The sequence below is a fragment of the Modicisalibacter radicis genome (genome assembly GCF_900961225.1).
In the GTDB taxonomy this organism is placed as follows: Bacteria; Pseudomonadota; Gammaproteobacteria; order Pseudomonadales; family Halomonadaceae; genus Modicisalibacter.
The window spans coordinates 46,880-65,526 of the sequence record NZ_CAAHFN010000054.1 but is presented as its reverse complement, the minus strand read 5'-3'; the positions used below and the strand labels follow the sequence as shown (position 1 = coordinate 65,526).

18 protein-coding genes and 3 tRNA genes are annotated in these 18,647 nt (G+C 69.3%); 18 read left to right on the top strand and 3 right to left on the bottom strand.

Annotated features, from left to right (window positions below; all coding sequences use genetic code 11):
* Positions 1-70 precede the first annotated feature (70 nt).
* From csrA to HR9077_RS05915, 4 genes are all read left to right on the top strand, one after another.
* On the top strand, positions 71-271 hold the full coding sequence (gene csrA, locus HR9077_RS05930) for a carbon storage regulator CsrA (protein ID WP_136066106.1): 201 nt from the start codon (positions 71-73) through the stop codon (positions 269-271).
* Between the two features lie 191 nt (positions 272-462).
* Positions 463-555, top strand: a tRNA-Ser gene (locus HR9077_RS05925).
* A 54-nt stretch (positions 556-609) separates the two neighbouring features.
* Positions 610-686: transfer RNA gene (locus HR9077_RS05920), tRNA-Arg, on the top strand.
* Between the two features lie 103 nt (positions 687-789).
* Positions 790-866: transfer RNA gene (locus HR9077_RS05915), tRNA-Arg, on the top strand.
* A gap of 273 nt (positions 867-1,139) precedes the next feature.
* Here HR9077_RS05915 and HR9077_RS05910 read toward each other — a convergent pair.
* A complete protein-coding gene (locus HR9077_RS05910; RefSeq protein ID WP_136066393.1) occupies positions 1,140-2,138 on the bottom strand; it encodes a tRNA dihydrouridine synthase in 999 nt (332 codons plus the stop codon).
* Between the two features lie 157 nt (positions 2,139-2,295).
* Between HR9077_RS05910 and HR9077_RS05905 the strand changes: the two genes are divergently transcribed.
* From HR9077_RS05905 to HR9077_RS05895, 3 genes are read left to right on the top strand one after another with little or no spacing between them, the layout of a single operon-like run.
* Positions 2,296-2,544 carry an OadG family protein gene (locus HR9077_RS05905; RefSeq protein ID WP_136066105.1) on the top strand — a complete coding sequence of 83 codons (249 nt, stop codon included), beginning with the start codon at positions 2,296-2,298 and terminating at the stop codon, positions 2,542-2,544.
* A 53-nt stretch (positions 2,545-2,597) separates the two neighbouring features.
* Positions 2,598-4,424 carry a sodium-extruding oxaloacetate decarboxylase subunit alpha gene (gene oadA / locus HR9077_RS05900; RefSeq protein ID WP_136066104.1) on the top strand — a complete coding sequence of 609 codons (1,827 nt, stop codon included), beginning with the start codon at positions 2,598-2,600 and terminating at the stop codon, positions 4,422-4,424.
* A 12-nt stretch (positions 4,425-4,436) separates the two neighbouring features.
* On the top strand, positions 4,437-5,759 hold the full coding sequence (locus HR9077_RS05895) for a sodium ion-translocating decarboxylase subunit beta (RefSeq protein WP_136066103.1): 1,323 nt from the start codon (positions 4,437-4,439) through the stop codon (positions 5,757-5,759).
* A gap of 138 nt (positions 5,760-5,897) precedes the next feature.
* On the opposite strand, the gene HR9077_RS05890 is transcribed toward HR9077_RS05895, so the two are convergent.
* Entirely contained in the window at positions 5,898-6,512 is a 615-nt protein-coding gene (locus HR9077_RS05890) for an IMPACT family protein (protein WP_136066102.1), read from the bottom strand.
* On the bottom strand, positions 6,512-6,985 hold the full coding sequence (gene lexA, locus HR9077_RS05885; RefSeq protein ID WP_136066101.1) for a transcriptional repressor LexA: 474 nt from the start codon (positions 6,983-6,985) through the stop codon (positions 6,512-6,514). The genes HR9077_RS05890 and lexA overlap by 1 nt, the downstream gene beginning before the upstream one ends.
* A 211-nt stretch (positions 6,986-7,196) precedes the next feature.
* Here lexA and ccmA point away from each other — a divergent pair, with 211 nt between their 5' ends.
* The 11 genes from ccmA (at position 7,197) to zipA (ending at position 18,642) form a co-directional block, all read left to right on the top strand.
* Complete coding sequence (gene ccmA / locus HR9077_RS05880; protein ID WP_136066099.1) at positions 7,197-7,847, top strand: cytochrome c biogenesis heme-transporting ATPase CcmA; 651 nt, start codon at positions 7,197-7,199, stop codon at positions 7,845-7,847.
* A complete protein-coding gene (gene ccmB / locus HR9077_RS05875) occupies positions 7,848-8,546 on the top strand; it encodes a heme exporter protein CcmB (protein ID WP_136066097.1) in 699 nt (232 codons plus the stop codon).
* A 9-nt stretch (positions 8,547-8,555) separates the two neighbouring features.
* Entirely contained in the window at positions 8,556-9,311 is a 756-nt protein-coding gene (locus HR9077_RS05870; protein WP_136066095.1) for a heme ABC transporter permease, read from the top strand.
* Positions 9,308-9,511, top strand: coding sequence for a heme exporter protein CcmD (ccmD, locus tag HR9077_RS05865; protein WP_136066093.1), 204 nt, complete (start codon positions 9,308-9,310; stop codon positions 9,509-9,511). Before HR9077_RS05870 ends, ccmD begins: the two co-directional genes overlap by 4 nt.
* The gene (ccmE, locus tag HR9077_RS05860) at positions 9,498-9,929 is read left to right on the top strand and encodes a cytochrome c maturation protein CcmE (RefSeq protein WP_136066392.1); all 432 of its coding nucleotides are present in this window, start codon (positions 9,498-9,500) and stop codon (positions 9,927-9,929) included. Before ccmD ends, ccmE begins: the two co-directional genes overlap by 14 nt.
* Positions 9,930-9,952: 23 nt before the next feature.
* Complete coding sequence (locus HR9077_RS05855; RefSeq protein ID WP_168380912.1) at positions 9,953-11,935, top strand: heme lyase CcmF/NrfE family subunit; 1,983 nt, start codon at positions 9,953-9,955, stop codon at positions 11,933-11,935.
* Entirely contained in the window at positions 11,932-12,468 is a 537-nt protein-coding gene (locus HR9077_RS05850; RefSeq protein WP_136066092.1) for a DsbE family thiol:disulfide interchange protein, read from the top strand. The genes HR9077_RS05855 and HR9077_RS05850 overlap by 4 nt, the downstream gene beginning before the upstream one ends.
* Entirely contained in the window at positions 12,465-12,962 is a 498-nt protein-coding gene (locus HR9077_RS05845) for a cytochrome c-type biogenesis protein (RefSeq protein ID WP_136066090.1), read from the top strand. The genes HR9077_RS05850 and HR9077_RS05845 overlap by 4 nt, the downstream gene beginning before the upstream one ends.
* Positions 12,959-13,417: a c-type cytochrome biogenesis protein CcmI gene (gene ccmI / locus HR9077_RS05840; RefSeq protein ID WP_136066088.1), complete on the top strand. Its 459-nt coding sequence runs from the start codon at positions 12,959-12,961 to the stop codon at positions 13,415-13,417. The genes HR9077_RS05845 and ccmI overlap by 4 nt, the downstream gene beginning before the upstream one ends.
* A gap of 78 nt (positions 13,418-13,495) precedes the next feature.
* Positions 13,496-16,993 (top strand): chromosome segregation protein SMC, encoded by a 3,498-nt coding sequence (smc, locus tag HR9077_RS05835; protein ID WP_136066086.1) that lies wholly within the window; start codon positions 13,496-13,498, stop codon positions 16,991-16,993.
* 197 nt (positions 16,994-17,190) lie between these two features.
* Positions 17,191-18,642, top strand: coding sequence for a cell division protein ZipA (gene zipA, locus HR9077_RS05830; RefSeq protein WP_136066084.1), 1,452 nt, complete (start codon positions 17,191-17,193; stop codon positions 18,640-18,642).
* Positions 18,643-18,647: the final 5 nt, after the last annotated feature.

Genomic DNA, 18,647 nt, shown 5'->3' with positions numbered 1-18,647 from the left:
CACGCCTTTCCGTTTGGCGTGTGACAGTCGCGCGTATCCCGTTGGAAGAACGTCTGAAAGGAGATCAGTCATGCTCATCCTGACCCGCCGAGTCGGCGAGACCCTCATGATCGGTGACGAGATTACCGTCACCGTTTTGGGTGTCAAAGGTAATCAGGTCCGTATAGGCGTCAATGCGCCCAAGGATGTCGCCGTCCATCGCGAAGAGATTTACCAGCGCATCCAGCGTGAACAGACCGGTAGCGACGACAGCGATTCAGGGACCCGATAGTTGGTCAAGGCATGATCCGGGGAGCATCCTTGGCCCGATTGTCATGACTCGCGTCATTCGTCTGCCAAGCCTGCTCCGGGACGTTTGGGAGCGTTGTTGATCCGGTTCGAGGCAGGCCGTTTGCCGAAAAAACGCCGGCAAGGGTGGACAGGATTCAATAGAAACGGTAACATACGCGCCGTGTTGATGAGGGAGAGGTGGCCGAGTGGCTGAAGGCGCTCCCCTGCTAAGGGAGTATAGGGCTTATACCCCTATCGAGGGTTCGAATCCCTCCCTCTCCGCCATTCGAAGGCACCATCGACACACGCGTGAAGAGGCCGCATAGCCGGTATCGACAAGCGCCCGTAGCTCAGCTGGATAGAGTACCTGACTACGAATCAGGTGGTCGGAGGTTCGAATCCTCCCGGGCGCGCCATCTTTTCGCCGATAGACGTTCTTCGAGCGCGTCTGTCCCGCGTTCGGCATCGAGTCGCCTTGAAGGCGGCGCCGTTCGATGAAGTTGCAAGTTGCACTGACCAGCGCCCGTAGCTCAGCTGGATAGAGTACCTGACTACGAATCAGGTGGTCGGAGGTTCGAATCCTCCCGGGCGCGCCAGATTCCGATCCGCCCTCCCATACATGGTGAGGGCGGATTTTCGTTCGTTGGATGTTCTTTGTCCGGGGTTTCTCGACGAACGATCTCCCCCGCTTTTCGAGGTTTCCTTGACAGCTTCAAGGGTCGCCGCCGACATCGGTGGCGGCCCCGAGCGGTCGTTTCGAGGCGCACTGCCCGGCAGTGCGCCTCTTTTTTTATCCTATAGTCCACCGGTTCATTCCCTTCCCTGGACGGCCGCTCCGGATGGCTGGAGCAGCGTGCCGCCTCGAAGGCTCAGTCGGCGAGCGCCGGGATCGCGGTCGAGGGCGCCAGGCCGCCGGGTTCGGCGTGCAGGCCGGCGAGAAACGGCGTCAGGCGCGTCTCGCGGCGCAGTGCCTGGAAGCGCCGGGCGGCTTCGCCATCGCGGCCGCGCATCTGGTTGAGCCACTGCTTCAGCAGCGCCACCACCACCTTGTCGGGCAGCGTGGCGCGCTGGCGATGGGCATAGGCGTCGAGAATGGCCGCACGGTGGCGCCAGGTCGTCGCCGGCAACTGTTCGCCGCAGCGCTGCCAGTGGCGAATGCGCGCCGGCAGGCCGGGATCGGCAAGCACCGCGCGGCCCAGCATCACGTCCTCGCAGCCCGACAGGCTGCGCGCCTTCCAGTAATCGGCAAGCGTCCAGATATCGCCGTTGGCGATCACCGGGATCGTCAGGTGGTGACGGATGCGCGCGATCCACTCCCAGTGCGCCGGTGGCCGGTAGCCCTCGTTGCGGGTGCGCGCATGGACCACCAGGTGGCGGGCGCCGCCATCCTCGGCGGCCTGGGCGCAGGCCAGCGCAAGGCGCCGGTCGGCGAAGCCCAGGCGAATCTTGGCGGTCACCGGTATCTGATCGCCGACCGCCTCGCTCACCGCCGACACGACACGCTGGACCCGCCGGGGGTCGCGCAGCAGCGAAGCGCCGCCGTCGTGGCGGTTGACGGTCTTGGCCGGGCAGCCGAAATTGAGGTCCAGGCCGATGGCGCCCAGGCGCAGCGCCTGCCGGGCGTTGGCGGCCAGCGCCGCGGGGTCGGAGCCCAGCAACTGCAGGTGCACCGGCACGCCGCTGGGCGTGGTCACCGCGTCCTGAGCCCCTGCCCGACGGGCCTCCGGGTGCAGCTCGAGGCAATGCTTGTAGAACACCCGCGGCGGCAGTCGCGTGTCGACCACCCGCACGAATTCGGTCACCGTCCAGTCGAGGCCCTCTTCCCGGGTCAGCAGGTCGCGGGTGACGGCATCGATGACGCCCTCCATGGGCGCCAGGCCCAGACGTCCTGGATGTAGTAAATTAACCACAAGTAAACCCAACCATGGTGTGATTGCATGGACCTGACGTTCAGGCAGGTTATTGTATCAGTCAGAATGCGGCGCACCGCAGCCGACGCCGCCGGATAAGCGAGAGGATCAACGGATGGACGATCAGCAACTGTTGAACGAGGGTCTCGGCCTGATGGGCTTCGGCATGGGCTTCGTGTTCGTTTTCCTGACGCTGCTGGTGATCGCCACCACGCTGATGTCGCGTGCGGTGACACGCTGGGCGCCGGCGCCGGTGGCCGACGAGGCGCCTTCGCGCCGCCCGCCGGCGGCGGACGACGACGGCGAGCTGATGGCCGTGATCGCCGCCGCCGTGCATCGTCATCGCCGTCGGCATCGGCGCTGAATGCACGGCACGGCCCGCCGCGCCTTTTCCGGACAATGACAAGGGATCGACTCATGACCGACGAACGACGCCCGCTGGGCATTACCGACGTGGTACTGCGCGACGCGCACCAGTCGCTGTTCGCCACCCGCCTGCGCCTGGAGGATATGCTGCCGATCGCCGAGAAGCTCGATCGGGTGGGCTTCTGGTCGCTGGAATCCTGGGGCGGGGCGACCTTCGACGCCTGCATCCGCTATCTCGGCGAGGATCCCTGGGCGCGTATCCGGGCGCTCAAGGAAGCGATGCCCAACACCCCGCAGCAGATGCTGCTGCGTGCCCAGAACCTGCTGGGCTATCGTCACTACGCCGACGACGTGGTGGATCGCTTCGTGGCGCGCGCGCGGGCCAACGGCGTCGACGTGTTCCGGGTGTTCGACGCCATGAACGACCCGCGCAACCTCGAGCGCCCGCTCAAGTCGGTGATCGATCATGGCGGCCACGCCCAGGGCACGCTGTCCTACACGGTCAGCCCGGTGCACACCCTCGAGGGCTGGGTGGAGCTCGCCGAGCGCCTCGCCGAAATGGGCGCTCACTCCATCGCGGTCAAGGACATGGCCGGCCTGTTGACGCCCTATACCGCCTTCGAGCTGGTATCGCGGCTCAAGGCGCAGCTGTCGATTCCCGTCCAGCTGCATTGTCACGCCACCACCGGGCTGTCCACCGCGACCATTCTCAAGGCGGTCGAGGCGGGCATCGACAACGTCGACACGGCGATCTCGTCGATGTCGATGACCTACGGTCACAGCCCCACCGAATCGGTGGTGGCGATCCTCCAGGGAACCGGGCGAGATACCGGGCTCGATCTCGAACTGCTCGAGGATATCGCCGGCTACTTCCGCGAGGTGCGCAAGAAGTACGCCGCCTTCGAGGGCTCGCTGAAGGGCATCGACTCGCGGATCCTGGTCGCCCAGGTGCCGGGGGGCATGCTGACCAACATGGAGGGGCAGCTCAAGGAACAGAACGCCGCCGACAAGCTCGACGAGGTGCTGCTCGAGATCCCCAGGGTGCGCCAGGACCTGGGCTACATCCCGCTGGTCACGCCGACCTCGCAGATCGTCGGCACCCAGGCGGTGATGAACGTGATGATGGGCAGCCGATACAAGTCGATCTCCAAGGAGGTCCAGGCGCTGCTCAAGGGCGAATACGGCAGCGCCCCGGCGGCCTTCGACGAGGCCCTGCAGCGGCGAGTGCTCGATGGCGGCGAGCCGATCACCTGCCGCCCGGCCGATAACCTGGCACCGGAGATGGACCGCTTGACCGACGAGCTGCGCGCCAAGGCCAGGGAGGAGGGCATCCGTCTGGAAGAGGGCGAGCGCGAGATCGACGACGTGCTGACCTACGCGCTGTTCCCGCAGATCGGCCTCAAGTTTCTGCGCAATCGCGACGATCCCGAAGCGTTCGAACCGGCGCCGCAGGCTGCCGACACGCAGCCCTCACCGGCGGACGACGCGCAAGACGCCGACTCCAGGCCCCGCGTGGCGTCGCCGGGCGAGCCCGAAACCTACACCCTCACCGTCAACGGCAAGCAGTACGTGGTCGAGGTCGCCGAGGGCGGCGAGATCGACCGCGTTCAGGCGAGTGACGATGCCACCGGAAGCGCCGCACCGCCTGCCGCGCCGTCCGCCGGCAGCGGGGCCAGCATCGACGCGCCGCTGTCGGGCAACATCTTCAAGGTCAACGTCCAGGCCGGCGATCGCGTCGCCGAGGGCGACGTGGTGATCATCCTCGAGGCGATGAAGATGGAGACCGAGGTGCGCGCCGCCGAGGCCGGCACGGTCTCGGCGGTCAAGGTCAAGGAGGGCGACAGCGTCGCCGCCGGCGACACGCTGATCGAACTCTGAGGACGACCACGCATGGATAGACTACTCAGCCTTTGGCAGGGCTCGGGGCTCTACAACCTGAGCCCGGGCCAGGCGGCGATGATCGGCGTCGGCCTGTTGCTGCTGTTCCTGGCGATCAACAAGAAGTTCGAGCCGCTGCTGCTGGTGCCGATCGGCTTCGGCGGCATCCTCGCCAACATTCCCGAGGCAGGGCTGGCGCTGTCGGCCGCCGAGCAGGCCGTGCACCTGGGCTCGGCGGCGCTGCTGGAGCGTTTCGCCGAGGTCCTGGGCGTCACCCTCGACCCGGCGGCCGGCATCGAGAGCTGGCGCCACGCGCTCGGCGACGCGCTGCACGCCGGCAGCGCACCGCAGGCATTGCGCGCCGCCGACGATCTGGCGGTGGGCGCCGGTTTCAACGATGGCATGCTCTACAGCTTCTACAGCGTGGCGATCGCCTCCGGGGTCGCGCCGCTGGTGATCTTCATGGGCGTCGGCGCGATGACCGACTTCGGCCCGCTGCTGGCCAATCCGCGCACGCTGTTTCTGGGCGCGGCGGCGCAGTTCGGCATCTTCGCCACGCTGCTCGGCGCGGTGGGCATGACGACGCTGGGCTGGATGGATTTCTCGCTCGAGCAGGCCGCGGCGATCGGCATCATCGGCGGCGCCGACGGACCCACCTCGATCTACGTCTCGAGCCTGCTGGCGCCGGAGCTGCTGGGGGCGATCGCCGTGGCGTCGTACTCCTACATGGCGCTGGTGCCGCTGATCCAGCCGCCGATCATGCGCGCCCTGACCACCGCCAGGGAGCGCCGGATCGTCATGACCCAGCTGCGCCCGGTGTCCAGGCTCGAGAAGATCCTCTTTCCGCTGGTGCTGTTGCTGCTGGTGGTGCTGTTCCTGCCCGACGCCGCGCCGCTGCTGGGGATGTTCTGCTTCGGCAACCTGATGCGCGAGAGCGGGGTGGTCGAGCGCCTTTCCGACACCGCGCAGAACGCGCTGATCAACATCACCACCATCTTCCTGGGACTGTCGGTGGGTTCCAAGCTGCAGGCCGACAAGTTCCTGGCGCTGGAGACGCTGGGCATCCTCGGCCTGGGGGTGGTCGCCTTCGGCATCGGTACCGCCTGCGGGGTGCTGATGGCCAAGCTGATGAATGGCGTGAGCAGGATGCCGATCAACCCGTTGATCGGTTCGGCGGGGGTCTCGGCGGTTCCCATGGCGGCGCGGGTGTCGAACAAGGTGGGGCTCGACTACAACCCCCAGAACTTCCTGCTGATGCATGCCATGGGGCCCAACGTCGCCGGGGTGATCGGCTCGGCGGTGGCTGCGGGGGTGATGATCAAGTATCTGGGCTAACGGTCTACTGCGCTCGACGAGGCTGTGTTGAAACGCATCATCAAAATGCTCATTTACACCCCAAGTAAACTGCGCTTTTTCGATGCGTTTCGCCTTGCCTCGTCATCGCTCGTGACGACCGTTCAAGAATCGGTCTTATCAGTCGAGCAGGGCGATGCGGCCCTTGAGTCGGGACTCGAGGGCCGTCAGATCGAGCGGCGCATCGCTCGGCCAGCCGACGTCGAGGGTGACGCCGTCGCCATCGTAGTCGGCGGCCTCGACGGGGATGTCGTGGCTGGTCAGCCAGGCGCGGGCCTCGGCCTCGCCGGCGAAGTCGACCTTGAGGCGTCGGGTGCGGCGTTCGGTGAAGTCGCGCCGTGGCAGGCTCGCAAGCGCCGTCTGCACGGCCTGCGAGTAGGCGCGCACCAGCCCGCCGGTGCCCAGCTTGGTGCCGCCGAAGTAGCGCGTCACCACGCAGCCGATCTGGCCCAGGCCGCTGCCGTCGAGCACCTGGAACATCGGCCGCCCGGCGGTACCGCCGGGCTCGCCGTCGTCGGAGAAGCCGATCGCCGTCTGCTCGCCGGGCGGACCGGCGACGAAGGCGCTGCAGTGGTGGCTGGCATCGGGATGGCGGCTGTGCGCCCGGGCCAGCAGGGCCTCGAACGCGGCGATATCGGGGGCGTGGCAGAGCCAGGCGATGAACCGGCTGCGCTCGATCTCGATCTCGGCCTGGTGGATTTCGCCCTCGCCGAGACGCGGCACCGGGTAGCGCATCAGGCCGCGATACTAGGCTGGCGCATCACGCCCATCACCAGCCCCAGTACCTGCACGTCGTCGTTCTTCAGGTAGATGGGCGGCATGCTGGCGTTGGCCGGTTGCAGGCGTACCCCGGACTTGTCGATGTAGAGCTTCTTCAGGGTGACTTCCTGGTCGTTGATCATCACCACCGCGGTCTCGCCGTTCTCGGCACTCTCCTGACGCTCGATGATGATCACGTCGCCATCGAAGATGTTGCAGTCGATCATCGAATTGCCGCGCACCCGCAGGGCGTAGGTATTGCGGCGCACCATGCGCGAGGGGATCGACACCGTGCTGGTGTCGGGGCAGGCCTCGATCGGCAGGCCGGCGGCGACCTGGCCGAGCAGCGGAATCTCGACCAGGTCGGTCGCGTCGACCGCCTCCCAGGCGCCGTCGTTGAGCGGCAGGTTGGGCTGGCGTTGCAGAAAGTGCGGTGTGGCGTGCTGCATGACCCTCTCCCTCGAGTGCGATGCCGTCGGGGCGAAGGGGGAACCCTCGTCCACGGCAATGCCGCATCATAGCAAGCCCGGCGAGGCGGGCAAATGAACCGCGACCAACGTTGAAGGCGGACGGTCGCGGAGCCCGCCCGAGGCCTGCTGCTGGTCGCGTTTACGCCGAGCGTGTAAAGTCGCCCACGGAGTTGTCAGCCAGGAGACGCCGGTGTCATTTCGCCTCGAGGCTCGCGGTCTGGACTGCGAACGCGACGGCCAGCGCCTGTTCGCAGGCCTCGGGCTGTCCGTCGCGGACGGCGATTGCCTGCTGGTGAGCGGGCCCAACGGCAGCGGCAAGAGCACCCTGCTCAGGATGCTCGCCGGCCAGTTGCCGCCGCAGGCCGGTGAACTCGCCTGGTGCGGGCGGGTACTGCGCCACGGCGCGCGGGCCCTGCGCGCCAACCTGCTCTATATGGGCCATGCGCCGGGCGTTGCGGCGTCGCTGACGCCCCTCGAGACGCTCGCCTGGTACCAGGCCCTTCGCGGCGAACGGGGCGATGATGACGCGCGGCTGGCGGCGCTCGAGGACTGGGGCCTGGGCGAGGGCGCGGGCATCCCGGCGGGGCAGCTGTCGGCCGGCCAGCGGCGACGCGTCGCCCTGGCGCGGCTGACGCTGACGAGTGCCCCGCTGTGGCTGCTCGACGAACCCTTCACGGCCCTCGATCGTGACGCGGCGAACCTGCTCGAGGAGCGCCTGAGCGCGCACGTGCGCGCCGGGGGCGCTGTTGTGCTGGCCAGCCACCATGTCCCGGCGCTGACCGTGGCGATGTCGCGGCTGGCCCTGGGCGAATCGCCGCGGCCGGACGAGGTCGCGGTCTGAATGGGCGCCGGCGATGCCGACACGGGGCTGGCGACCGCCTGGGCCGCGACCCTGGGCCGCGAGCTGCGTCGCGCCGGGCGTCGGCGCGGCGAGACACTGGCCCCGCTGACCTTCTTCGCGCTGGTGATCGCGCTGTTTCCGCTGGGCCTGACGGTGCAGCCCGAGCGGCTGGCGGGACTCGCGCCGGGGCTGTTGTGGGTCACCGCGCTGCTGGCGACGCTGCTGTCGCTGGAGGCGCTGTTTCGCGACGATCATGCCGATGGCAGCCTGGAGCAGATGCTGCTCGCCCCCCAGCCGCTGGCCGCGCTGGTGCTCGCCAAGGTGCTGGCGCACTGGCTGGTCGGCGGCCTGCCGCTGGCGTTGCTGGCGCCCCTGCTGGGCGTGTTGCTGGCCTTGCCGGCGGGCAGTTATCTGCCGCTGGCCGTCTCGCTGGCGCTGGGCAGCGCCAGCCTGAGTCTGATCGGGGCGATCGGCGCGGCGCTCACCGTGGGGCTGGCGCGTGGCGGGCTGCTGCTGTCGGTGCTGGTGCTGCCGCTGTTCGTGCCGGTACTGATCTTCGGCGCCGGCGCGGCCCAGGCGGCGCTGGTCGGCGGCGCGTTCGGGGCTCACCTGGCGCTGCTGGGGGCGCTGCTGGCGCTGGCGCTGTTGCTGGCGCCCTGGGCGATCGCCGCGGCGCTTCGTATCGCGATCAACGGTTGAGGGCAGCGCATGTGGCGCGCGATTCACAGACTCGGTTCCCCCGCTATCTTCTACGCCGTCGCCGGTCGCCTGCAGCCGTGGTGCTGGGCGCTGGCCATCGCCTTGTTGCTGGCCGGCAGCCTGTGGGGGCTGGTCTGGGCCCCCGCCGACTACCAGCAGGGCGACAGCGTGCGCATCCTCTACGTGCACGTGCCGACGGCGCTGCTCGCGCAGTCGGTCTTCGTGCTGCTCGCCGCGGCCGGCGGCGTCTTCCTGGTCTGGCGAATCAAGCTCGCCGACATGCTGGCCGCGGCGATCGCGCCCTTCGGCGCGCTGATGACCCTGCTGGCGCTGGTCTCGGGCGCGCTGTGGGGGCTGCCCACCTGGGGCACCTGGTGGGTGTGGGATGCGCGCCTGACTTCGATGCTGATCCAGCTGTTCCTGTATCTCGGGGTGATCGCCCTGCGCGGTGCCTACACGGCCGCGGAGAGCGGCGCGCGGGCCTCTGCGCTGCTGGCGCTGGTCGGCGTGGTCAACGTGCCGATCATCAAGTTCTCGGTGGACTGGTGGCAGACCCTGCATCAGGCGGCGACGTTCAGCCTGGTCCGGCCGCCGAGCATGCCGGCCAGCATGTGGCTGCCGCTGCTGGTCATGGTGGCGGGCTTCTACGCCTTCTTCGTGGCCCTGGCGCTGACCCGCACCCGCAGCGAGATCCTGCGCCGCGAGTCGCGCACGCGCTGGGTCCGGGAGCGCGTGGCGCGCACGACCGGAAAGGCGGCCCGATGAGCCTCGATGCGCTGCAGGCGTGGCTGGCCATGGGCGGCGATGCGCGCTACGTGTGGCCGGCCTGGGCGCTGGCCCTGGCGGTGCTGGCCGGCTGTGCGCTGCATGCCCGCCGCGAGCGTCGCCGGGTGCTGGACGCGCTGCGTCGCCCCGCGCGGCGCGGCGGCATGGAGGACAAGCGGGATGCGCATGACCCCGCGTAGCCAGCGTCTCGCCCTGGTACTGGCCGGGCTGGTCCTGGCGGCCAGCGCCGTGGGGCTGACCCTCTATGCGTTGCGCAGCAATATCGACCTGTTCTTCACACCCGGCCAGATCGCCGCCGGCGAGGCGCCATCGCAACGCCGCATCCGCGTCGGCGGGCTGGTCGAGGCGGGCAGCGTGGTCCGTGAGCCGCAGGGCCTGGCCGTGGCCTTCAGCGTCACCGATCGGGCGGCGTCGCTGCGCGTGCACTATCGCGGCATCCTGCCGGACCTGTTCCGCGAGGGGCAGGGGGTGGTGGTGATCGGCGAACTGGCCGGCGATGGCGGCTTCGATGCCGCCCGGGTACTTGCCAGGCACGACGAGACCTACATGCCGCCCGAGGTCGCCGCGGCGCTGGCCGAGACGGGCGGGCCGCCGTGAACGCCACCACCCTGCTGGTCCGGCTGATCCCCGAATACGGCCAGTTCGCGCTGATCCTGGCGCTGCTGCTGGCGCTGGTGCAGGCCGGCGTGCCGCTGGCCGGCGCCGCGACAAGCCGGCCGTTGTGGATGGCCTACGCCCGGCCGATGGCCGCCGGCCAGTTCGCGTTCGTGCTGGTCGCCTTCGGCTGCCTGACGGCGAGCTTCCTGTTCGACGACTTCAGCGTCGCCTACGTTGCCGACAACTCCAACACCCGGCTGCCCTGGTACTACAAGGCCACCGCGGCATGGGCCAGCCACGAGGGCTCGATGCTGCTGTGGAGCCTGATCCTGGCCGGCTGGGGCTTCGCCGTCAGCCGCCTGGCGCGGGGCCTGCCGCGTGTCATGCTGGCCCGGGTGCTCGGCGTGATGGGCCTGGTCGGCAGCGGCTTCCTGCTGTTCATCCTGCTGACGTCGAACCCTTTCGAGCGACGGCTGCCGGCGATCCCGGCCGAGGGCGCCGACCTCAACCCGCTGCTCCAGGACGTCGGCCTGATCGTCCATCCGCCGCTGCTCTACATGGGCTATGTGGGCTTTTCGGTGGTCTTCGCCTTCGCCATCGCCGCGCTGCTCGAGGGGCGCCTCGACAGCGCCTGGACGCGCTGGGTGCGGCCCTGGACCCATCTCGCCTGGGCGTTTCTCACCCTGGGCATCGCGCTGGGCAGCTGGTGGGCCTACTACGAACTGGGCTGGGGCGGCTGGTGGTTCTGGGACCCGGTGGAGAACGCCTCGCTGCTGCCGTGGCTGGCCGGCACCGCGCTGATCCACTCGCTGGCGGTGACCGACAAGCGGGGCGGTTTCAAGAGCTGGACGCTGCTGCTGGCGGTCGCCACGTTCTCGCTGTCGCTGCTGGGCACCTTCCTGGTGCGCTCGGGGATACTCGGCTCGGTGCATGCCTTCGCCACCGATCCGGCCCGCGGCGCCTTCATCCTGGCCCTGCTGGGGCTGACGGTGGGCGCCTCGCTGTTGCTGTTCGCGCTGCGCGCGCCACGCGCCGACTTCACCGGTTTCGACTGGCTGTCCCGCGATGCGCTGCTGCTGATCAACAACCTGCTGCTGGTGACGATGACCGTCAGCGTGCTGCTGGGCACGCTCTACCCGCTGATTCTCGAGGCGCTGGGACTGGGCACGGTCAGCGTCGGCGCGCCCTACTTCAACACCGTCTTCGTGCCGCTGGTGGCGCTGCTGTGCCTGTTCATGGGGCTGGGCCCGCTGGCGCGCTGGAAGCGCATGCCGGCACGCGAGCTGTGGCGGCGGCTGGCCGGTGCCGGCCTGCTCGCGCTGGCGCTCGGCGCGATGCTGCCGCTGGTCTATGCCGGTCGCTGGAATCTCGGCGTGTCGCTGGGCCTGACCCTGGCCCTGTGGCTGATGCTGTCGCTGGCCCGCGACCTGCTCGGCAAGCTGCGACGGGGCGCCACCTGGCGGGCCGGGCTGTCGCGGCTGACGCCCGGCTACTGGGGCATGTGGCTGGCACACCTGGGGCTGGCGGTGACCATCGTCGGCGTCACGGTGGTGTCGAATTACAGCGTCGAGCGCAACGTGCGCCTGGCGCTCGGCGAACGTGTCGCGGTGGCTGGCTACGGCTTCACCCTCGAGGCCCTCGACGAGCGCCACGGCGCCAACTACGTCGCCGACCGGGCGACCCTGGCGGTGGCGCGCGACGGCCGTCGGCTCTACACCCTGCACCCCGAGAAGCGCCGCTACACCGCGCGCGCCAGGCCCATGACCGAGGTCGCCCTGCGCCCCGGATTGCTGCGCGATCTCTACGTCGCCCTGGGCGAGCCGCTGGGCCGCGACGCCTGGTCCCTGCGCATCCAGTACAAGCCGATGGTGCGCTGGCTATGGCTGGGGGCGCTGATGATGGCGCTGGGTGCCGCGCTGGCGGTGCTCGATCGGCGCTACCGCCAAGACCGGCACCAGCGACGCCATGGCGTGCCTGCGCCGGGGCGCGAGGACGTGCGGTCATGAACAGGCGGCTGGTACTGCTCATCCCGCTGGGGCTGTTCGCGGCGTTGGCGGTGCTGTTCTGGTCGAGTCTGGCGACGGCGCCCGACGGGCGCGACTCGGCCCGGCTCGGCGAAGCGTTCCCCGCCTTCGAGCTGCCCGCGCTGGCGGACCCGGCGAGATCGCTCGACCGCTCGCTGCTGACCGGACGGGTCACGCTGGTCAACGTCTGGGCCTCGTGGTGCGCGGCCTGCCGGGTGGAGATGCCGCAGCTCGCGGCCCTGGCCGCGCGCGGCGTGCGTCTGGTCGGTGTCAACTACAAGGATGGGCGCGCTGCGGCGAACGCGTTCCTCGGCGAGTTCGGCGATCCCTTCGAGGCCACCATCCACGATCCGTCGGGTAAGCTGGGGTTCGAGCTGGGCGTCTATGGCGCGCCGGAGACGTTCCTGGTCGACGCGCAAGGCGTGATTCGCTACCACCATGTCGGCGCGCTCGACACCGAGGAGGCCTTGCAGGTGATTCTGGCCAGAGTGAAACAGTGGCGAAGCCAACCATGAGCCGGCCGCTCGTCGGGGCGCTGGCGTTGTGCCTGACGCTGCTCGCGACAGCGTCGCCGGCGGCGGTCGAGGTGCGCGCGTTCGACGATCCGGCGCTGGGCGAGCGCTATGTCGCGCTGGCCGAGGAACTGCGCTGCCCGCAATGCCCCAATCAGACGATCGCCGACTCCGATGCGCCGATCGCCGGCGACATGCGCGAGCGGGTCGCCGCCCTGCTGCGCGACGGGCGCAGCGACGCCGAGATACGCGATTTCCTGGTCGCCCGGTTCGGCGAGTACGTGCGCTACGACCCGCGCCCGGCGCCCCGTACCTGGCCGCTGTGGGGCGTCCCGGCGGCGCTGGTGGCGATCGGCGCGCTGGTGCTCGCGATGCTGGTGCGCCGCCGGGCCCGGCGAGTCGTGCCCTTGAGCGCTACCGAGCGCGAGCGACTCGCCGAGCTGGTGTCCCGTGACGAGCCCGGGGCGACCCGCGACCGCCTCGAGGTGCGCCGATGAGCGCGCTGTTGTGGCTGGGGCTGGCGCTGTTGCTGGCGCCGGCACTGTGGCTGCTGGTAGTGCCGCTGCGCCATGCCGGCGCCGAGCGCGATGCGCTCGCGGCCGAGCATGCTGCGGCGCGGCACCGTCACCTGGCGGAGTACCGTCGGCGCCGCGCCGCGCTGGACGGCGTGCGGGCGCGTGGCGAAATCGATGCCGCCGCTCACGCCGCCGGCTGTCTGGAACTCGAACGGGCATTGCTCGATGCCGATCGCGCAGCGCCTCCTGGCTCGCCGGAAACGCCGTTGCGCCCGGCGCGTGCCGGCCGGCGCCTGGTGGTGGCGCTGTTGTGCGGCGTGGCCGCGTTGAGCCTGCTCGGCTATATCCAGTTCGGCGCCGAGCCCGCGCTGGCGCGCCATGTTCAGTTGCTCGAAGCCGCCGCCCGTCTCGACGAGGCGTCCGCCGGCGGGCGTTGAATCACCGCTTGGGCGCGGCCCGGCAGTTCGGTAGACTCACCCGGTTGACCGTTGGCGTCGAGGAAACCCCACACCCGCATGCGTCTCAAATCGATCAAGCTGGCCGGCTTCAAGTCGTTCGTCGACCCCGTGACCGTGCCGTTCGACAGCAGCATGACGGCGATCGTCGGGCCCAACGGCTGCGGCAAGTCGAACGTCATCGACGCGGTGCGCTGGGTGATGGGCGAATCCTCGGCCAAGACCCTGCGCGGCGAGTCGATGACCGACGTGATCTTCAACGGCTCCACCGGGCGCAAGCCGGTGGGCCAGGCCTCCATCGAGCTGCTGTTCGACAATCGCGACGGCAGCATGGGCGGGCCCTATGCCCAGTACGCCGAGATCGGCGTCAAGCGCGTGGTCACCCGCGACAGCCAGTCGAGCTACTTCTTCAACGGCCAGAAGTGCCGGCGTCGCGACATCGCCGATCTGTTCATGGGCACCGGGCTGGGGCCGCGCTCCTACGCGATCATCGGCCAGGGCATGATCTCGCGGCTGATCGAGGCGCGCCCCGAGGAACTGCGCTCGACGCTGGAGGAGGCCGCCGGCATCTCCAAGTACAAGGAGCGTCGCCGCGAGACCGAAAACCGCATGCGCCGCACCCAGGAGAACCTCGAGCGCCTCGACGACATCCGCGAGGAGCTCGACAAGCAGCTCGAGCGCCTCAAGCGCCAGGCCGAGGCGGCGCGGCGTTACCAGACCCTCAAGGAGCAGGAACACCGCCTCAAGGGCGAACTGGCGCTGCTGCGCGCCCGCGCCCTGCGCGCCCAGCAGGGCGAGCAGGAAAATCGCGTGCGCGAACTGGAGATCCAGGTCGAGCGCGAGATCCTCGGCCAGCGCCAGTGCGAGAGCCGGCTCGAGGAGTCGCGCCAGGAACACGACCGCCTGGCCGAACAGCTCGAGGCCCACCAGGCGCGCTTCTACGAGACCGGCGCGGCGATCGCCCGGCTCGAGCAGCGTCTCGAACACGCCCGTCATCAGGAACAGCAGCTGGCCCGTGAGCTCGAGACCTCGCGGCGCGAACTCGGTGAACTCGACGAGCTCGGCGAGGCCGACGCCGAACGCCTGGCGCGGCTCGACGAGCGCCTGGAGACCCTGGGCCCCGAGCAGGAGGAGACCGCCGAGTCGCTGGCCGAGCTCGAGGCGACCCTCGACGAGGCCGAGGCGGCCTATCAGGACGCCCAGCAGCGCTGGGAGACCTTCACCGAGGCGGACCGTCAGGCTTCCCACGACGCCGAGCGCACCCAGGACCGGGTGCGCAATCTGGAGCGCTCCCTGGAAACCCTCGGCGGCGACATCCAGCGCCGTCGCCAGCAGCGCGACGAACTGCCCGATCAGCGGGAGCTGCGCGAACGCCGCGAGACGCTCAACGAGCAGCTCGCCGAGATCGACCTCGAACTCGAGGCGCTGGAGAGCCGTCGCGACACCATTCAGCTCGCTCGCGACAGCGACCGGGACGCGCTGCGCGAGCTGGAGGCCGCCCGCGAGGAGGACCGCCAGCGGCGCAGCCAGCTGCAGGGCGAGCTGGCCTCGCTGGAGGCGCTGATCGCCGCCAGCCTCGACGACCGGGACGCCGCGCTGGATGGCTGGCTCGCCGAACGCGGCCTGGACGATGCCCCGCGGCTGGCCGAAGGGCTGAGCGTCGCGCCCGGCTGGGAGCGCGCGGTGTCCTGGGTGCTGGCATCCTGGCTCAATGCGCGGCTGCTGCCGGAACTGCCGCGCCGGGCACTGGATGGCGCCCCCGATAGCGGCGAGCTGGCGCTGATCGAAGGCACCGCGAGCGGGCCGGCGGCGGCGGGGACCCTGGCGGAGCAGGTCGAGGGCGCCGGCGCCGCCGCCTCGATACTGGCACGTATCCGCTGTGCCGGGGACGCCGGCGAGGCCTGGGCGCTGCGTGACGCGCTGGCGCCCGGCGAGAGCGTGCTCAGCGCCGACGGGCTGTGGCTGGGCGAGGGCTGGGCGCGCTACCTGGGCCTCGCCGACGGCACCGACAGCGTGCTCGCCCAGCAGCGCCGGCGCGATGCGGCGAGCCTCGAGCTGGAGCGGCTGGAAGCGCGGCTCGGCGAGTGCGAACAGCGGCTCGGCGCGCTTCAGGATCGCGACAGCGAGCACGAAAGGAGCCTCGAGGAGGCGCGCGTCGCCGAGCGCGATCTGACCCAGCGGCGTCAGCAGGCGGCGCTCGCCGAAGGCAACCTCGCCTCGCGGCTCGAACACGTCGATGCCCGCGCCCGGGAGCTCGACGACGACATCGCCGGCCTGCAGGAGCAGCGCGAGACCCAGGCGCTCGAGCTCGAAGAGGCCCGCGAGCGCTGGCAGGCGGCGATGGGCGAACTCGAGGACAGCAGCCAGCGCCGCGAGACCCTGGCGCGTCAGCGCAGCGATGCCCAGGAATCGCTCGCCGCCCTGCGCGCCCGGTTGCGGCCGTTGCAGGAGCGCTCGCAGCAGCTGGCGCTGGAACACCAGCGGCTGACCACCGAGCGCGCCGGGCTGGCCGAGCAGCGTACACGCAGCGCCGAGGTGCGCGCCCGGCTCGAGGAAAAGTGCAGCGAACTCGAGGCGAGCCGCGAAACCCTGCGCGAGCCCGAGGCCGAGGAGCGCGAACAGCTCGACGAACTGCTCGACCGCCGTGGGCGCGAGGAGCTGGCGCTCAACGCCTGTCGCGACGAGGCACAGCAGCTCGGCGAGCGGTTGCGCGAGACCGAGGCGACGCGCCAGCAGCACGAGCGCAATCTCGAGGGCATCCGCCACCAGCTGGAAGAGGGGCGCATGCAGGTACAGGCGCTCAAGCTCAAGGCCGACGCCCAGGACGAAACCCTCGCCGAACTGGGACACGCCGCGGACACCCTGGCCGAGACGCTCGACCCCGACGCGACCGAATCGGCCTGGCAGACGCGCCTCGAGGAGGCCGCCGACAAGGTGCGCCGGCTGGGGGCGATCAACCTGGCGGCGATCGAAGAATATGACCAGCAAGCGGAACGCAGGGACTATCTCGAGGGTCAACATGCCGAGTTGAGTGAAGCGCTAGAGACTCTCGACCGGGCGATTCGCAAGATCGATCAGGAAACCCGAACCCGCTTCAAGGAGACTTTCGAGCGGGTCAATGAAGGGCTGGGGCAGCTTTTCCCCCGGGTTTTCGGTGGTGGAACGGCGTGGCTGACGCTGACGGGCGAGGATATGCTGGAGACCGGGGTCGCCATCATGGCGCGCCCGCCGGGCAAGAAGAACAGCACCATTCATCTTCTCTCGGGTGGGGAAAAGGCATTGACCGCCTTGTCGCTGGTGTTCGCCATCTTCCAGCTCAATCCGGCGCCTTTCTGCATGCTCGACGAGGTCGACGCTCCACTCGACGATGCTAATGTGGGGCGCTATGCCAAGCTGGTTAAGGACATGTCGGAATCGGTCCAATTCATCTACATTACCCACAACAAGATCGCCATGGAGGCCGCCGAGCGATTAATGGGGGTGACCATGCAGGAACCGGGTGTCTCGCGTCTGGTTTCGGTGGGCGTCGAGGAGGCCGCAGAGCTTGCCGATGCATGAAAAACTTGCAGTCAATGCCGCAATGCATTAACAACGCAAAAGACCAACGATAAACAGGCTGAATTGAAGGGCGGTTGCACTGGGCTGAGGAAAGAGTTGACTTTCTAAATAAAGTGGCCTTTTTTTTAGCAATCGCGCTATGCTAGTGACGAACTGGACATCAGGCATGGCGCCTTAGCAAACAGGCAAGACGACCCATGGAACTAAGAGAGTGGTTGATCATCCTCGGGCTGGCATTGGTGGCCATCATCGTCGTCGACGGTGTGCGCCGCCTGCAACGCCAGCGTAAAGTCCCTCGCCTCGACGAGGTGCCGAGCGGTGCGAGTGAAACGGATGAGGACAGTGGCGAGGCGCTCGACCCCGAAGAGGCGGCGCGCCGGGCCGAACTGAACTGGGAATTGCCCAACGGAGGGGCAAGGGTCGTCAGGCCGGCTTCGCAGACTTCGGTCGAGCCGAAGCCCAAGCTGCAGCGTCAGGAACACCCGGGGCCGTCCAAGGTCTTCGCGCGGATGAGCCGTGCCGGCGAAGCGGAAGAGCATCCGGTGCGCGACCGCTCCCGCAGCGCGGGTGCCAACGCGCATGCCGATACGGCGGACGCGGGCGCACCGACACGTCGCGAGCCGAGCGCCGAGGCGCGTCGGGCGCGCCACGATGCCGCCGCCGATGACGCGCCGGCCCGCGAAGCGCCGAGTGAAGCACTCCAGGCACGGCGGGAAGCGCCGGCCGACACCGGCAAGGCGCGCGGCAAGTCGGGCATGGCCGCCGCGCTGCGCTCCGGCGGTCAGCGTGTCTCGCAGTCGATGCAGCGCATGACCTCGGCGCTGCAGCGTCACGACGACGCCCCCGCGCTGCACGACGAACATCATGAGCCGACCCTGGGCGGCGAGGGCGCGCATGCGACGAGCGCCTCGCGCGACGGGTCGAGGCCGTCGCAAGCGTCATACGAGGAGTCGCGTGGCGATGCGCCGCGCGAAGAGGCCGATGGCTTCACCTTCCCGCGTTTCGCCGACCAGCGTCTGGAACCGGTGGGCGCGGCGGCCGCGCCGGACGTCGAGGATGACGCCTACGAGACCGAACGCGAGGCCGCCCGCCGCAGCATGCCCCGCGAGGAAGCTCCACGTGAGGATGTGGTGACGGCGCACCCGGTGGTCGAGAAGGCCCAGCGGCATCATGTCAGCGCGCAGCGTGCCCGCGAGACGCTGGCGCACGCCGACGAAATCGTCGTGATCAGCGTCATGGCGCGCAACGAGGAAGGGTTCGCCGGCACCGACCTGCTCAACCTGATGCTCGCCTGCGGCCTGCGCTACAGCGAGATGGGCATCTTCCTGCGCTACGAGACCGAGGATGGCGAGAGCGAGCTGCAGTTCGCGATGGTCGATGTGGTCAAGCCGGGCACCTTCGATCTCGACACCATGGACGACTTCAGCACCCCGGGCGTGACCTTCCTGATGCCCTTGCCGGGCGCGCGGGACTCGGCGGCCGCCTTCGAGGCGATGGTCGAGACCGCGATGGTGATCGTGCGCAACCTGGGCGGCGAGCTGAAGGACGAGAATCGCAGCGTGATGACCGCACAGACGGTCGAGTTCGCCCGTCAGCGGGTCCAGGAGTTCGAGCGCCGCTACCGGCTGCATCGCTCCCACGCCAACTGAAGAGA

Excerpts from the sequence above, each read along its gene's own strand:
- HR9077_RS05895 (WP_136066103.1), top strand. The coding sequence starts at position 4,437 with ATGGATAGACTACTCAGCCTTTGGCAGGGCTCGGGGCTCTACAACCTG.
- HR9077_RS05870 (WP_136066095.1), top strand. The coding sequence starts at position 8,556 with ATGTGGCGCGCGATTCACAGACTCGGTTCCCCCGCTATCTTCTACGCC.
- HR9077_RS05905 (WP_136066105.1), top strand. The coding sequence starts at position 2,296 with ATGGACGATCAGCAACTGTTGAACGAGGGTCTCGGCCTGATGGGCTTC.
- HR9077_RS05910 (WP_136066393.1), bottom strand. The coding sequence starts at position 2,138 with ATGGAGGGCGTCATCGATGCCGTCACCCGCGACCTGCTGACCCGGGAA.
- smc (WP_136066086.1), top strand. The coding sequence starts at position 13,496 with ATGCGTCTCAAATCGATCAAGCTGGCCGGCTTCAAGTCGTTCGTCGAC.
- lexA (WP_136066101.1), bottom strand. The coding sequence starts at position 6,985 with ATGCAGCACGCCACACCGCACTTTCTGCAACGCCAGCCCAACCTGCCG.
- ccmE (WP_136066392.1), top strand. The coding sequence starts at position 9,498 with ATGACCCCGCGTAGCCAGCGTCTCGCCCTGGTACTGGCCGGGCTGGTC.
- csrA (WP_136066106.1), top strand. The coding sequence starts at position 71 with ATGCTCATCCTGACCCGCCGAGTCGGCGAGACCCTCATGATCGGTGAC.
- HR9077_RS05845 (WP_136066090.1), top strand. The coding sequence starts at position 12,465 with ATGAGCCGGCCGCTCGTCGGGGCGCTGGCGTTGTGCCTGACGCTGCTC.
- zipA (WP_136066084.1), top strand. The coding sequence starts at position 17,191 with ATGGAACTAAGAGAGTGGTTGATCATCCTCGGGCTGGCATTGGTGGCC.
- ccmD (WP_136066093.1), top strand. The coding sequence starts at position 9,308 with ATGAGCCTCGATGCGCTGCAGGCGTGGCTGGCCATGGGCGGCGATGCG.
- ccmI (WP_136066088.1), top strand. The coding sequence starts at position 12,959 with ATGAGCGCGCTGTTGTGGCTGGGGCTGGCGCTGTTGCTGGCGCCGGCA.
- HR9077_RS05850 (WP_136066092.1), top strand. The coding sequence starts at position 11,932 with ATGAACAGGCGGCTGGTACTGCTCATCCCGCTGGGGCTGTTCGCGGCG.
- oadA (WP_136066104.1), top strand. The coding sequence starts at position 2,598 with ATGACCGACGAACGACGCCCGCTGGGCATTACCGACGTGGTACTGCGC.
- ccmB (WP_136066097.1), top strand. The coding sequence starts at position 7,848 with ATGGGCGCCGGCGATGCCGACACGGGGCTGGCGACCGCCTGGGCCGCG.
- HR9077_RS05890 (WP_136066102.1), bottom strand. The coding sequence starts at position 6,512 with ATGCGCTACCCGGTGCCGCGTCTCGGCGAGGGCGAAATCCACCAGGCC.